This is a genomic window from Anaerobacillus sp. ABD4_527 (genome assembly GCF_056160805.1).
This window is the reverse complement of the sequence record NZ_JBSWXZ010000001.1, coordinates 1424791-1438050: the sequence shown is the minus strand read 5'-3', so window position 1 is coordinate 1438050 and position 13260 is coordinate 1424791. Positions and strand designations below refer to the sequence as shown.

Below are 13260 nucleotides of genomic sequence, written 5' to 3'. Positions count from 1 at the left end.
ACTCTAACACGGACATATTTGGTCCGTGTTTTACTTAGTGTCTCCTTTTGCGCCCCATCCAAATAGAGCGAGCACTGACAATACTATAACAATCCATGGAGCCCACATGATGAGAAAATGTTCCATAAGATAACTCCTCCCGTTTAGATTGATTTTAATACAAGATAACATATATCGAGAGTGATTGCCTTTATGAGACCTTCCTATTCGGAAAGTTTCATGGTAAAATGTCGGTTGTGTGAACGATAGGCAAATAAGGAAGTGAAAGTATGCGTCAGCGCAATAAACCATGGGCACAGGATATGTTCGCGGAACATCCTAGCTTAGTACCAAATGCTCCGTCTGAGTTAAATGGCAAATGGAGCGAGGTCTTCGGAAACAATAATCCAATTCATCTGGAAGTAGGAACAGGAAAAGGCCAATTTATTATCGGAATGGCTAAGCAATATCCTGATATAAATTTTATCGGAATCGAGTTATCTCCGAGTGTAATGGTTTCTGCTTTGGAAAAACTTATCGAGGAAAACATCACGAACGTTCGATTGTTAAACGAAAATGCTCAGGACCTAACAGAGCTTTTCAACGAGAATGAGTTGAGCAGAATTTATTTGAATTTTTCTGATCCATGGCCAAAAAATAGACACGAAAAAAGAAGATTAATGTATCGTACATTTTTAGATCTTTATAAAACAGTTTTAAAATCACAGTGTGAGATTCATTTTAAAACGGATAATCAGGGTCTTTTCGAATATGCACTCCACAGTTTCTCGGACTATGGAATGGTGCTTCATGAAGTGAGCCTTGATTTGCATCAGAGTGATTTTGAAGGAAATGTCATGACTGAATATGAAGAGAAATTTTCCTCAAAAGGCAGTAGGATTTACCGTTGTGTCGCTCAGTTTCGATAAGAGAACCGAATAAGGTTCTTTTTTTGATAATATTTGAAAGCGTTTACTAAAGAGAAAATAAACTAAGTAAGTGAAAGGAGATCGTCATGGAGAAATTTAAGCTAGGCTCTTTATCGATTCACTGGTTAAGAGGGGGCGTTACTCACATGGATGGAGGGGCAATGTTTGGTGTTGTTCCAAGACCATTGTGGAGCAAGAAATATCCGGTTAATGAACGCAATCAAATCGAGCTAAGGACAGACCCTCTTCTTGTTCAATGGCAAGATAAAAATATCCTTATCGAATCAGGGATAGGTTCTGAGAAGCTATCAGAAAAACAAAAAAGGAATTATGGGGTAAATGAAGAGTCTGACGTGAAAAACAGTTTAGCGGAACTCTCGCTCTCCGTAGAAGATATTGATATGATACTGATGACTCATCTGCATTTCGATCATGCATGTGGGCTAACAGAGCCTGTTGGAGAAGGGTATCGATCTGTATTTCCAAATGCAGTCATTTATACTTCTGAAGTTGAATGGAATGAAATGAAAAACCCGAATATTCGTTCTAAGAATACATACTGGAAAGAGAACTGGGAAGCGATTGTAGATCAAGTACAAACGTTTAACGAGTCGATAGAGGTTCTGCCAGGATTAAAAATGTACCATACTGGTGGTCATAGTGATGGACATTCAATCATTACAATGACTGAAAATGAACAAACGATCATCCATATGGCGGACCTGATGCCCACGCATGCTCATGTAAATCCGCTTTGGGTGCTTGCTTATGATGATTATCCTATGACATCGATCTATGCCAAGGAAAAGTGGATTAAAGAAGCGGTTAAAGAAGAGGCGTGGTTTATCTTTTACCATGATGCAAGTTATCGTGCGCTGAAGTGGAACGAAAGGTATGAGATTATTGATGAATTAAAAAGAGAAAAGTAAGACGTGTTAAAAGGCTGCATAATATGCAGTCTTTTTCTTATGTTTACATGAACGATATTAAGCGTTTATTGATTGTTTTTGAATTTATTTGAACGAAAATGATTGATTTATGAAAATGCTTACACTATAATGGGTTTAACATAATCAAAACAGGAAGGTGAAAATGTGCTAACAGCAGAACGCCATTTCATCATATTACAAGTATTGAAAGAGCGAGATAGTGCTACTGTTCACGAATTAAGTGAAGCGACAGGGGCTTCCATCTCTACCATTCGGCGAGATCTCGTACAGCTTGAAGAGCTAGATAAATTAAAACGGGTTCATGGCGGTGCGACCCAATACAGGTCAAAATGGACTGAGCCATCGTTGAATGAAAAGTCTTCACAAAACTTGACCGAAAAAACGTCTATCGCACATTATGCAGCCGGACTTATCGAAGATGGTGATTGCATCTTTCTCGATGCAGGTACGACCACTCAAAAGGTAGCAGAACAGATTAAAGGTAAAAACGTCATTGCAGTTACTAACGGTTATCAAGTAGTAGAAACACTTCTCGCAAATGGTATCACGACATATTTGATCGGAGGTAAGCTAAAACCGAATACAGGTGCGATGATCGGTGGCAAAGCTCTAGAGAGTATCTCTACTTATCGTTTTGATAAGAGTTTTATTGGAATTAACGGCATACATGAGTCTTTCGGATATACAACTGCTGATCCTGAGGAAGCCATCATGAAGAAAACAGCGATCGATCTTTCTAAAGAATCTTATATAGTAGCTGACCATTCAAAAATTGGGGAGACTGCTTTTAGTAAGGTAGCAGAACTACATGAATGTACGATTATAACCAGTCATTTTACAGGACCGAACCTAGATAACATCAGTGAACAAACAACAGTAGAAGTGGTGAAATTATGATATATACAGTTACATTAAATCCGTCAGTCGATTATATAGTCGGGTTAGAGCATTTTGAGGCAGGTCAGGTTAATATTGTGAATCATGATAAGAAGTTTGCAGGTGGAAAAGGTGTCAACGTCTCAAGAGTTCTTCATAAGCTTGGTTATGCTTCTAAAGCGCTAGGATTTATTGGAGGTTTTACCGGAGAATTTATTGAGACGGCACTCAAGGAAGAGGGGTTATCTCCACAGTTCATTAAAGTAGATGGAGATACCAGGATCAATATCAAGTTGAAAGCAGAAGTAGAAACCGAAATTAATGGTCTTTCACCTGAGATCGATGATTCGTCGATTGCATCATTGTACGAACAGCTTTCTGAACTAAAATCGGGTGACATCGTCGTGTTGGCTGGAAGCGTTCCTTCAAGTGTCCCATCCTCAATTTACTCTAGTATTATTGGTTCCCTCCCTGAAGGTGTGGAAGCCATCGTTGATACGAAAGGGGCTGCATTGCAAGAAGTAGTTGAATCAAAACCCTTCTTAGTTAAACCAAATCATCACGAACTTGGTGAGTTCTTTGGTGTACAGATCAATTCGGTCGAAGAAGCGACTTCATATGGTAGAAAACTTCGAGACCTTGGAGCACAGAACGTCATCATTTCCCTTGCTGAGAAAGGCGCGGTCTTTTTATCATCAGAGGGTGATTTTATCGGCAACGCGCCAAAGGGTGAAGTGAAAAATTCTGTAGGGGCAGGTGACTCTGTCGTCGCTGGATTTCTAAGCATGTACTTATCTAAAAAAGATTTAATAGATGCTTTTCACACTGGAATCGCTGCTGGTAGTGCAAGTGCTTTTTCAAACGAGTTCTGTACAAAAGAAGAAATTGAAACATTAAAAACTCAAATAACAGTTCGTTCCATATAAGAAAGGGGAGAATATCGGGATGAAGATAACTGAGCTTTTAACAAAAGAAACGATTATCCTTAATCTTGCGTCAAAAACGAAAGAAGAGGTTATCGATGAGCTCACTGATAAACTAGATCGTGCGGGATACTTAGATGATGTAAAAGGTTTTAAAGAGGCAATCCATAAACGTGAGCAAGAAAGCACTACTGGAATAGGGGAAGGAATTGCAATTCCACACGCAAAGACTTCAGCTGTAAAAAAGCCAGCGATCGTTTTCGGACGGTCTCATGAAGGAATTGATTATGATTCTTTAGATGGTCAACCAGCTCACCTATTCTTCATGATCGCAGCTACCGAAGGTGCGAACAAAACCCATCTTGAAGCTCTTTCAAGACTTTCTTCATTCCTGATGGATACTAACTTTAGAAGCGTTTTAAATGATGCTAAGTCAACTGATGAGGTATTGAGCGCTTTCGATTCTAAAGAGGAAGAGCAGGAAATAGAAAGCAGCACGGAAGATCCCTCAGAAGGAGCAAAATTGTTAGCGGTTACAGCTTGTCCGACGGGTATCGCTCATACTTATATGGCAGCAGATGCTTTAAAGGCAAAAGCTTCTGAGCTTGTTTTGTCACTGAAAGTTGAAACGAATGGTTCTGGTGGCGTTAAGAATAGGTTAACGGACCAAGATATAAAAGAAGCGGATGGTATTATTGTCGCAGCTGATACAAAAGTAGAGATGGAACGCTTCAAAGGAAAGAAAGTGATTGAAGTTCCTGTAGCAGAAGCAATTAGAAAACCTGAGGAACTATTAAAGCGTTCAGCTAGTGGAGATGCTGAAGTGTTTCAAAGCTCTCGTTCATATGAAGATGAAATCAATGAAAAGAAAAATGAAAGAAAAGGGAAACAGCCCGTCTTTTATAAGCATCTGATGAACGGCGTATCAAACATGTTACCACTTGTTGTAGGTGGTGGTATTTTAATCGCTTTATCGTTTATTTTCGGAATCAATGCAGCAGATCCTGAACATCCAAGTTACAATCCTTTTGCAGAAGCACTGAGCACGATCGGCGGAGGTAATGCATTTGCACTTATGATTCCTGTTCTTGCCGGATTTATCGCAATGAGTATTGCAGATCGTCCTGGTCTTGCTCCTGGTCTTGTAGGTGGCTTGATGGCCTCCACAAATGGTGCCGGATTTCTAGGAGGCCTAATCGCCGGCTTCCTTGCTGGTTATGCTGTACTTTTACTTAAGAGACTATTTTCTAGTCTTCCTCAGTCTTTGGAAGGTATAAAACCAGTTCTACTTTACCCACTATTCGGTATCTTCATCACAGGTATGATCATGATGTATGTTGTGATTGAACCGGTCCAAGCATTAAATACTGGGTTAGAAAGCTGGTTAGGAGGACTTGGAACGACCAACAAACTCCTACTTGGTTTAATCCTTGGGGGTATGATGGCTGTAGACATGGGTGGACCGATTAACAAGGCAGCGTTCACGTTCGGAATCGCGATGATCGACGCAGGGAACCTAACGTATCATGCTGCGATCATGGCGGGAGGAATGACACCTCCATTAGGATTGGCACTAGCGACCACGATCTTTAAGAAACGTTTTAATAAAACAGAAAGAGAAGCTGGAAAAGTTGCTTATGTCATGGGGGCTTCGTTTATTACAGAGGGGGCTATACCGTTTGCAGCTGCTGATCCTGGGCGAGTTATCCCTTCTATTATAGTAGGGTCTTCCATCGCAGGTGCATTAACGATGCTCTTTACTATCGCATTACCAGCTCCTCACGGTGGTGCATTCGTAATGTGGTCTGTAAATAACATTTCGATTCAGCATATTCTGCTCTATTTGCTTGCCATCGCAATCGGTACAGTCGTAACGGCAATGATGGTAGGTATTCTAAAGAAATCAAAACCACAGGTGTAATCATGAGAGGCTTCAAAAGAAGCCTCTTTATTTTGCATTTTGCTCATATCACAGGCAGAATCACCATTATGAAAGGCGTGATTTGCCCGCTTTATCCAAATGTTGTAAAAAAGTGAGTTGTGATGAGATGGTGTGAGGAGGCGTGAGATTGCAAATATGAGCATCTCGTTCATGCAAATGCATCCCAGGTTTAAATGATAGCGTTTTCACTACCTATCTTGTACAAATGCTTTTTATTTCCTTTATAACGGTTGATGCGTATAAGAAGCAGTGTTAGTATAAATGACCGTAGACGAAATGTCAGATGATTTGTCGGAAATTCAAAGGAGGAAATCATGCTACAGAATAAAACCGTAACGTTTATCGGAGCGGGTTCAATGGCAGAAGCAATGGCAGCAGGAATGATCGAATCGGGTACAATTGAACCTGAACGTATTATTATGACGAATAGAAGTAATGAAGAAAGACGTCAAGAACTAATGGAAAATCACGGAGTTCTTGCAACGCAAAGTATAGAATTCGCTGTGCGTGAAGCGGATGTTGTAATTTTAGCAATGAAACCTAAGGATATCGAAAAAGCTCTTAAGGGAATTGAAGAATATATTACGAATGAACAGCTATTATTATCCGTTCTAGCTGGCGTTCCATCTGCTTTCATCGAAGAGAGCCTAGAAGGTGAGCAGCCAGTGATTCGTGTGATGCCGAACACTTCAAGCATGATTGGAAAATCAATTTCTGCACTTGCTGCAGGAAAGTATGTAGATGAAGAACAAATTACGATTGCGAGAGCGCTCATCCGTTCTATCGGAGATACAGTTGTGATCGATGAAGAGCAAATGGATGTGTTCACTGGTGTTGCAGGTAGCGGACCAGCATATATCTATTATGTCATCGAAAGCTTAGAAAAAGCCGCTGTTGAAGGTGGACTTGAAGAAGAAACAGCTCGTAAGATGGCTGTACAAACAGTACTCGGAGCTGGAATGATGGCAGAACAGTCTGAGGATTCTCCTTCAGAACTTAGAAAGAAAGTCACTTCACCGAACGGTACCACACAAGCTGGACTAGAGGCACTTTATGAAAACGGCGGTGGAGATGCATTTGTTGAAGCCGTAAGAAACGCTGCAGTCCGTTCAAAGGAAATTAGCAGTCAGTTCGATGAAGAAAACGAGAAAAAGCCAGTAATGCAATAAGTTATAAAGAACCGGTCATCCGGTTCTTTTTTTATTGATGCTAATTTAAGTGAGATGTTACAAATGTTCATTTCTAAAAAATGTTAGTAGAATAATAGACAAAATATGATATGATAATAATTGGATGATTTGTAGTTGGAAGGAGGAAATAATGATGAAAAAAGGGATTTTTGCTCTTATTTTAGCTCTTTTAGTCGCATTTCCGTTTGCAGGTACAGCTGTTCATGCTGAAGCAGATGTCAGCGATGAAGTGAAGAAGGGTGTCGCTAGTTATATTGGAGAAGAGCACTATGACTATGACAAAGGGTCTCTTTCTATTGAGGAATCAGAGAGTTTTGAAGTAAGTAGTTCAGCGGATAAAGAATTTAGTCAAGTAACGATGATGGTTGTAGAATTCCAAACTGTTCGTGATAATATCTTCTTTGAAGATCACAAACAGGTAATCTTCTATGATACTGATGCAAATGCAGTACTTCCTGATACTAAGGTACTTGACCTAGATCAAGCAAAAGAATTTAAGGACAGTCATGCTGAAGAAACTGGTTCTCATCTTCATATGGGAGTTGTATTGTTCCTTCACTTTCTTATGCTCATAGTTCCAGCAATTATTATTTATGTGTTTATTAAAGGCTGGTATACGACTCTTGGCTTTAAGTTAAAGAACAACGTATATAAGACGAATGCAACGTTCTAAACTGCTATAAAATAAGAACAACCCTCTACCTACTCGGTAGAGGGTTGTTTTTATTGTTTTTGAAGTTCTACAATTGTACCTGTATTTGCGTCGACTACGAAATCCATCTGCTCCAATCGTCCTGCTTTTTCACATGTTAAACCACCAGAATAAACGGTGAACGGCACGTCGAACTTCTTGATTGAATCCGTTTTCATATGAATCCATGACCCTTTCACAGCGTATGAGTGTTTAACTGCTTCTTTAACAGATTTAAGAGCCTTTTCAGGCGGAATCGTCGATTTTTTGCACGTTGCCAAAGAAGTTGCTGCCAAAGCAGCCCCTGCTCCGATAAGTGCACCTAACAGCACGTCTTTCATCTTCACGGTATTCACTTCTCCCTTCTATTCACCTCTATTGTTGTTTCCTCTTTTAGTATATCTGAAGTTGATTCATGTACCAACTACTTAAGCTGAAAATTCAAACGACTAGCAACGCATAATGGAATTCGATACAATGAAAGAGGTATATATTGAAGAGAGGGGATACATATATGAATAAAGAAACGCTGTCACTATTCAAAACGTTGACTGAGCTTCAAGGTGCTCCTGGATTTGAGCATGATGTAAGAAAATTTGTTAAGGGTGAACTTAGCAAATACACAGACGAGTTAATACAGGATAACTTAGGAAGTGTTTTTGGTGTGAAACGCAGTGAGAACAAAGGTCCTAGAATAATGGTTGCTGGTCACATGGATGAAGTAGGATTTATGGTAACGTCTATTACAGATAACGGCATGCTCCGTTTCCAAACGCTAGGCGGATGGTGGAGTCAGGTCCTACTTGCACAACGTGTTCAAGTCATGACCGCTGACGGACCGATACCTGGAGTGATCGGTTCCATTCCTCCACATCTTTTAGATGAAGCGAAACGTCAAAAGCCGATGGCAATCAAAGATATGCTTATCGATATTGGTGCAGATAACAAAGAAGATGCTGAAAAAATTGGAGTGCGTCCTGGTCAGCAAATCGTTCCTACTTGTCCGTTTACACCGATGGCTAACAATAAGAAGATTATGGCCAAGGCATGGGATAACCGCTACGGAGTGGGACTTGCTATCGAGCTTATGAAAGAAATGCAAAATGAGGACCTACCGAACGAACTTTATTCTGGAGCTACTGTACAGGAGGAAGTTGGGCTTCGAGGCGCACAAACTGCAGCAAATCTAATCAATCCAGATTTGTTTTATGCCTTGGATGCAAGCCCAGCAAATGATATGACGGGTGATAAGAGTGAGTTTGGTCAACTTGGTAAAGGAGCACTCCTTCGCATATACGACCGCTCTATGGTTACACACCAAGGTTTAAGAGACTTCGTTCTCGATACAGCTGAAAGTAACGATATTCCGTATCAGTATTTTATTTCTCAAGGTGGAACGGATGCAGGAAGAGTTCATCTTTCGAATAATGGAGTACCATCAGCAGTGGTTGGCATTTGCTCACGATATATTCATACTTCGTCATCGATCATCCATGTTGATGATTATGCAGCTGCAAAAGAACTGCTGTTTAAGTTGGTAAGAACAACAGATCAAAATGCGGTTGACCAGATAAAGAGTAGAGTCTAGAAGGAAAGGAGCCGATCGGCTCCTTTTTCAATGTGATTATCACTAAAGGAGGCTTAATCATGAAAAAAGTTGCTGTAGGTTCTCTTAACCCAGTAAAACTCGATTCAGTTAGAACATTGACCACATATGAAGTGAAAGGGTATGATGTCTCATCAGGAGTCTCAGAACAACCATGGGGGGATGAAGAAACCATCTTAGGTGCAAAGCAGCGAGCATTCGCGGCACTTGAAGAAGGTCAGCGTGATATCGGCATAGGGTTAGAAGGGGGCGTGCACCAGATCGGTCATTTATTGTACGTTTGTAATTGGGGAGTACTTGTTGATCGTAACGGGAAGGAGATTGTGGCAGGAGGAGCTCGATTTCCTTTACCGGATGAAGTTAAGCAGAGGTTGGAAAATGGAGATGAACTAGGGCCGGTTATGTCGGAGTTTGCGAGTCGAGCCAATGTTAACAAAAAAGAAGGCGCCATCGGAATCGTTACGAAGGGCGCCATCACAAGGACTACGATGTATGAGCATATTGTAAAAATGCTTTTTGGACAGTATGAATACTATTCGGATTAATTACTTTCGAAAATATATGATAGTGCTCGAAGCGCTTGTTCAGGAGTTTCCACTACCACCTGTGCTTTATTTGCTAACTCCTTTAGCGGATGGTGGAGGGATTCAGGTCTAATCAAAATAAGAGGTTTCTGAAGTGTGATGGCCGTAGCAGCGTCCATCGCACTATTCCATTGCTTGTATTTTTCACCAAACAAAGCGACTACAACATCTGACTTTCCTAGAAGCACTTGTGTTCTGAGGTTGTTAATTTCTGAGGCTGCTTCGTCTTTAAAAATGGCGTTCGGTTGTTCACCTTTAATTTCCTCTCCTATGTTATCTGAGCGGTCGTGGTTTTCCATCGGCCCTACAAATGAAATAGGAAGATCCATTTGCTTCGCTTTTTCTTTAAGTTCATTACGCCAGTCATCATGTATTTGTCCAGCTAAGTATACGGTAAGTTCCAAGATATAACGCCTCCTATAGATAGTAACGCTGTCATTGTAGCACAAACCCTTCATTGTTCCCAATTATTTGAATTGAGAAACGATTGTGCTTCTTCAGCGTTAATTCTTATAAATTGTGTATACTAGTGTGTGAAGTTTATTGGAGGGAGAAACAAATGAGAGATTTATTAAAAAGAAAAGGTGTGTCTTTATCACCTCATACATATTTCGTAACAGCACTTAGTTACATGGCACTCGGCTTGTTTTCTTCGCTTATTATTGGTCTCATCTTAAAAACGATTGGTGAACAGCTTTCATGGGCTAGCTTCCTTATTCCAATAGGAGAATTAGCAATGAGCCTGATGGGGCCTGCAATCGGTGTAGCTGTTGCATATGGTTTAGGAGCTCCACCCCTCGTACTGTTCGCTTCTTTATTAGCAGGTGCAGCGGGAGCAGAGCTTGGTGGGCCAGCTGGAAGCTACGCTTCAGCAATCATCGCTGCTGAATGTGGAAAACTCGTATCAAAATCAACCAAGCTTGATATCATTATTACTCCAATGGTCACTATTTTCGCTGGTTTTGGAACAGCAACAATAGCGGGTCCTGGGATTAATGCGCTCATGCAAAATTTTGGTTCACTCATTATGTGGGCAACAGAACAACGACCAATCGTTATGGGAATCATCGTTGCCGTTTTGATGGGCTTAGCATTGACTGCACCCATTTCTAGTGCCGCGATTGCTATCATGCTTGGGTTAGAGGGGATTGCTGCTGGTGCAGCAACGATCGGGTGCGCTGCGCAAATGATCGGTTTTGGAGTTAGTAGTTTCAGGGAAAATGGGTTCGGTGGCTTTATTGCTCAGGGATTAGGAACATCGATGCTTCAAGTAGCAAACATCGTTAAAAACCCATGGATATTACTACCTCCAACGTTAGCAGGTGCCATACTAGCACCGTTCGGAAGCGGTTGGATCGGAATGCTAAATAATCCTCCTGGTGCAGGGATGGGCACTAGTGGTTTTGTAGGTCAGATTATGACCATCAATGTAATGGGTGCTAGCTACAATGTGTGGATCGCGATCCTTCTATTGCATATCGTTGGACCAGCATTGATAAGTTTGATAATATCCGAGGTAATGAGGAAAAAAGGTCTTATTAAGTCAGGGGATATGAAGATATCAACTGAGTAATCATAGGAGGATACACGATGAAAACTTTTGATAAGCACGAAGACTACATCAAAGCGATGAACGAAGGGAAATCTGTCTTTTTATTCTCAGCAGATTGGTGCCCCGATTGCCGCGTAATAGAGCCATTTCTGCCAGAACTGGAACAAGAGTATAAGGAACTGACTTTCTACTATGTAGATCGAGATCAACATATAGAACTTTGTCAGGAATTAAATGTTTTTGGAATCCCGAGCTTTGTTGCATTCAATGAAGGAGAAGAGACTGGTCGTTTTGTAAGCAAGAATAGAAAAACACGTGAAGAAATCGAAGACTTTTTATCAAGTGTTAAATAAGAAGACACAGAGCTATGTCTAACATAGCTTTGTTTTTGTCTATAGAACTTTCATGGTATCATAAAGTGACAACTCTAATTGAAATGTACAGGGTGGTGAAAAAATGGAACCGAAAGATTTGCGAAAACTGTTAGAAGAACGGCTACAAAGTGAAGACCGTGAACTTACATATAATAAGAAAGAAGAAAAGCTCCGGATTGAAACGAAGCGTTCAGGAAAAGGCATGAGCCTGTCTTTAAAAGGACTTGCTGCAAAATATGAAGAACGTAAAGAATCACTTCTTGATGAAATTGTGCATCATGTTGAAGAAACGCTGAAAGCGATGAATGATAACCAGGAACTAAGTGGAAGCGAGAGCAATATCTTTCCTGTTATTCGATCTGGTTCATTCCCTTCAGAAACTGAATCTGGCGTACCGCTCGTTTTCGATGAGCATACTGCAGAAACTAGGATCTACTATGCACTTGACCTTGGTAAATCGTACCGGTTAATCGATAAGGATTGGCTTGAAAAAGAGGGAATGACGAAAGAAACGCTTCAAGAAGTATCAAAATTTAATGTTCGTGGACTTTCGACTGAAATGAAAACAGATACCGTGGCGGGGTGCACCTTCTACTTCTTAAATACTAATGATGGGTATGATGCAAGCCGTGTACTGAATCATTCTTTATTAGAGGAGATGGCATCTAAAGCAAAAGGGGAATTAGCCGTAGCGATTCCTCACCAAGATGTTTTGATATTTGCTGATATTGAAAACGAACGTGGCTATGATGCACTTGCACAGCTAACGATGCACTTCTTCTCAAATGGACTAGTACCTGTTACTGGGCTACCGTTCATTTACGAAGATGGCAAATTAGAACCTGTCTTTATCCTTGCTAAGAATAAACAAAAAGAAGATTAACATTAAAGGAGAACACGAAAAATGAACTTGTTTTATAACAAAGAAGGTATTGGTGACACATTGATCGTAACGCTTGGAAGCACAGATCGAGAAGATCGATCTGTAGAACGAAAGGGTAATGTTGCGCGTGTGTACAGTCAAGAGTCCAATCAAACGGTAGGATACAATATCTTTGATATTTCTAAACGCTATAATATCGATGCGTCTGGTGTTGTAGAAGAAAGTGAAGCGTTGATTTCTGAAGTGAATCGTATCCTAAAAGAAAATGATTTCAAGGATGAATTAGTATATGATGCATCACCGAAATTTGTTGTTGGACATATTGAAGAAATGACCAAACACCCAAATGCCGACAAACTTAATATTTGTCAAGTTAACGTAGGTAACGCTCGATTGCAGATCGTTTGCGGTGCGCCAAACGTGGATCAAGGCCAAAAAGTGGTTGTGGCTAAGGTTGGTGCGGTGATGCCTTCTGGTATGGTTATTAAAGATGCAAGTCTACGTGGTATTGAATCTTCTGGAATGATTTGCTCAGCAAAAGAGCTTGATCTTCCTGATGCACCAAAAGAAAAAGGTATTTTGGTCCTTTCAGAAGACTATGAAATTGGATCAGAATTTAAGACCTACTAGGATTTTATCTAGTAGGTTTTTTCTTTTTACTGTTTTTTGTGTAGGGATATTGGACCGATTTTACTAATTTAGACTAAGAAGCATCTAAAATAACGAAAGATTTTAGAAAGAGCCTTACAATGACAGGTGAATTTCCGATAAAATAGAATAA

Annotated in this window: 16 protein-coding genes; 13 read left to right on the top strand and 3 right to left on the bottom strand. The window is 40.4% G+C overall.

Annotated features, from left to right (window positions below):
• Positions 1-30: 30 nt before the first annotated feature.
• On the bottom strand, positions 31-126 hold the full coding sequence (gene cydS, locus ACXAHI_RS07565) for a cytochrome bd oxidase small subunit CydS family protein (protein ID WP_442865089.1): 96 nt from the start codon (positions 124-126) through the stop codon (positions 31-33).
• A gap of 143 nt (positions 127-269) precedes the next feature.
• On the opposite strand from cydS, the gene trmB reads away from it, so the two are divergent.
• From trmB to ACXAHI_RS07530, 7 genes are all read left to right on the top strand, one after another.
• Complete coding sequence (trmB, locus tag ACXAHI_RS07560) at positions 270-908, top strand: tRNA (guanosine(46)-N7)-methyltransferase TrmB (protein ID WP_474847005.1); 639 nt, start codon at positions 270-272, stop codon at positions 906-908.
• A gap of 86 nt (positions 909-994) precedes the next feature.
• Positions 995-1837 carry a YtnP family quorum-quenching lactonase gene (locus ACXAHI_RS07555; RefSeq protein WP_474847004.1) on the top strand — a complete coding sequence of 281 codons (843 nt, stop codon included), beginning with the start codon at positions 995-997 and terminating at the stop codon, positions 1835-1837.
• 165 nt (positions 1838-2002) lie between these two features.
• Positions 2003-2755 carry a DeoR/GlpR family DNA-binding transcription regulator gene (locus tag ACXAHI_RS07550; protein WP_474847003.1) on the top strand — a complete coding sequence of 251 codons (753 nt, stop codon included), beginning with the start codon at positions 2003-2005 and terminating at the stop codon, positions 2753-2755.
• Complete coding sequence (gene pfkB / locus ACXAHI_RS07545; protein ID WP_474847002.1) at positions 2752-3660, top strand: 1-phosphofructokinase; 909 nt, start codon at positions 2752-2754, stop codon at positions 3658-3660. Before ACXAHI_RS07550 ends, pfkB begins: the two co-directional genes overlap by 4 nt.
• A 19-nt stretch (positions 3661-3679) precedes the next feature.
• The gene (locus tag ACXAHI_RS07540; protein ID WP_474847001.1) at positions 3680-5578 is read left to right on the top strand and encodes a PTS fructose transporter subunit IIABC; all 1899 of its coding nucleotides are present in this window, start codon (positions 3680-3682) and stop codon (positions 5576-5578) included.
• A gap of 335 nt (positions 5579-5913) precedes the next feature.
• Positions 5914-6768, top strand: a complete 855-nt coding sequence (gene proC / locus ACXAHI_RS07535) for a pyrroline-5-carboxylate reductase (RefSeq protein WP_270179625.1) — start codon at positions 5914-5916, stop codon at positions 6766-6768.
• A 154-nt stretch (positions 6769-6922) separates the two neighbouring features.
• On the top strand, positions 6923-7462 hold the full coding sequence (locus tag ACXAHI_RS07530) for a hypothetical protein (RefSeq protein ID WP_474847000.1): 540 nt from the start codon (positions 6923-6925) through the stop codon (positions 7460-7462).
• Between the two features lie 50 nt (positions 7463-7512).
• Here the strand turns inward: ACXAHI_RS07530 and ACXAHI_RS07525 are convergent, their stop codons facing one another.
• Positions 7513-7821, bottom strand: coding sequence for a hypothetical protein (locus ACXAHI_RS07525; protein ID WP_474848111.1), 309 nt, complete (start codon positions 7819-7821; stop codon positions 7513-7515).
• 173 nt (positions 7822-7994) lie between these two features.
• Here ACXAHI_RS07525 and ACXAHI_RS07520 point away from each other — a divergent pair, with 173 nt between their 5' ends.
• Both ACXAHI_RS07520 and ACXAHI_RS07515 read left to right on the top strand, forming a co-directional pair.
• Positions 7995-9068 (top strand): M42 family metallopeptidase, encoded by a 1074-nt coding sequence (locus ACXAHI_RS07520; protein WP_474846999.1) that lies wholly within the window; start codon positions 7995-7997, stop codon positions 9066-9068.
• A gap of 59 nt (positions 9069-9127) precedes the next feature.
• Positions 9128-9631 (top strand): DUF84 family protein, encoded by a 504-nt coding sequence (locus ACXAHI_RS07515; RefSeq protein WP_474846998.1) that lies wholly within the window; start codon positions 9128-9130, stop codon positions 9629-9631.
• Here the strand turns inward: ACXAHI_RS07515 and ACXAHI_RS07510 are convergent.
• On the bottom strand, positions 9628-10074 hold the full coding sequence (locus ACXAHI_RS07510) for a YtoQ family protein (protein ID WP_474846997.1): 447 nt from the start codon (positions 10072-10074) through the stop codon (positions 9628-9630). The two genes, ACXAHI_RS07515 and ACXAHI_RS07510, sit on opposite strands and share 4 nt — an antisense overlap.
• 155 nt (positions 10075-10229) lie before the next feature.
• Here ACXAHI_RS07510 and ACXAHI_RS07505 point away from each other — a divergent pair, with 155 nt between their 5' ends.
• The 4 genes from ACXAHI_RS07505 (at position 10230) to ytpR (ending at position 13109) form a co-directional block, all read left to right on the top strand.
• Positions 10230-11243 (top strand): PTS sugar transporter subunit IIC, encoded by a 1014-nt coding sequence (locus ACXAHI_RS07505; protein ID WP_474846996.1) that lies wholly within the window; start codon positions 10230-10232, stop codon positions 11241-11243.
• A gap of 17 nt (positions 11244-11260) precedes the next feature.
• Positions 11261-11575 carry a thioredoxin family protein gene (locus tag ACXAHI_RS07500; RefSeq protein WP_474846995.1) on the top strand — a complete coding sequence of 105 codons (315 nt, stop codon included), beginning with the start codon at positions 11261-11263 and terminating at the stop codon, positions 11573-11575.
• Between the two features lie 103 nt (positions 11576-11678).
• Positions 11679-12479 carry a DUF1444 domain-containing protein gene (locus tag ACXAHI_RS07495; RefSeq protein ID WP_474846994.1) on the top strand — a complete coding sequence of 267 codons (801 nt, stop codon included), beginning with the start codon at positions 11679-11681 and terminating at the stop codon, positions 12477-12479.
• Positions 12480-12500: 21 nt separating this feature from the next.
• Positions 12501-13109, top strand: coding sequence for a YtpR family tRNA-binding protein (gene ytpR, locus ACXAHI_RS07490; RefSeq protein WP_474846993.1), 609 nt, complete (start codon positions 12501-12503; stop codon positions 13107-13109).
• The last annotated feature ends 151 nt before the right edge of the window (positions 13110-13260 follow it).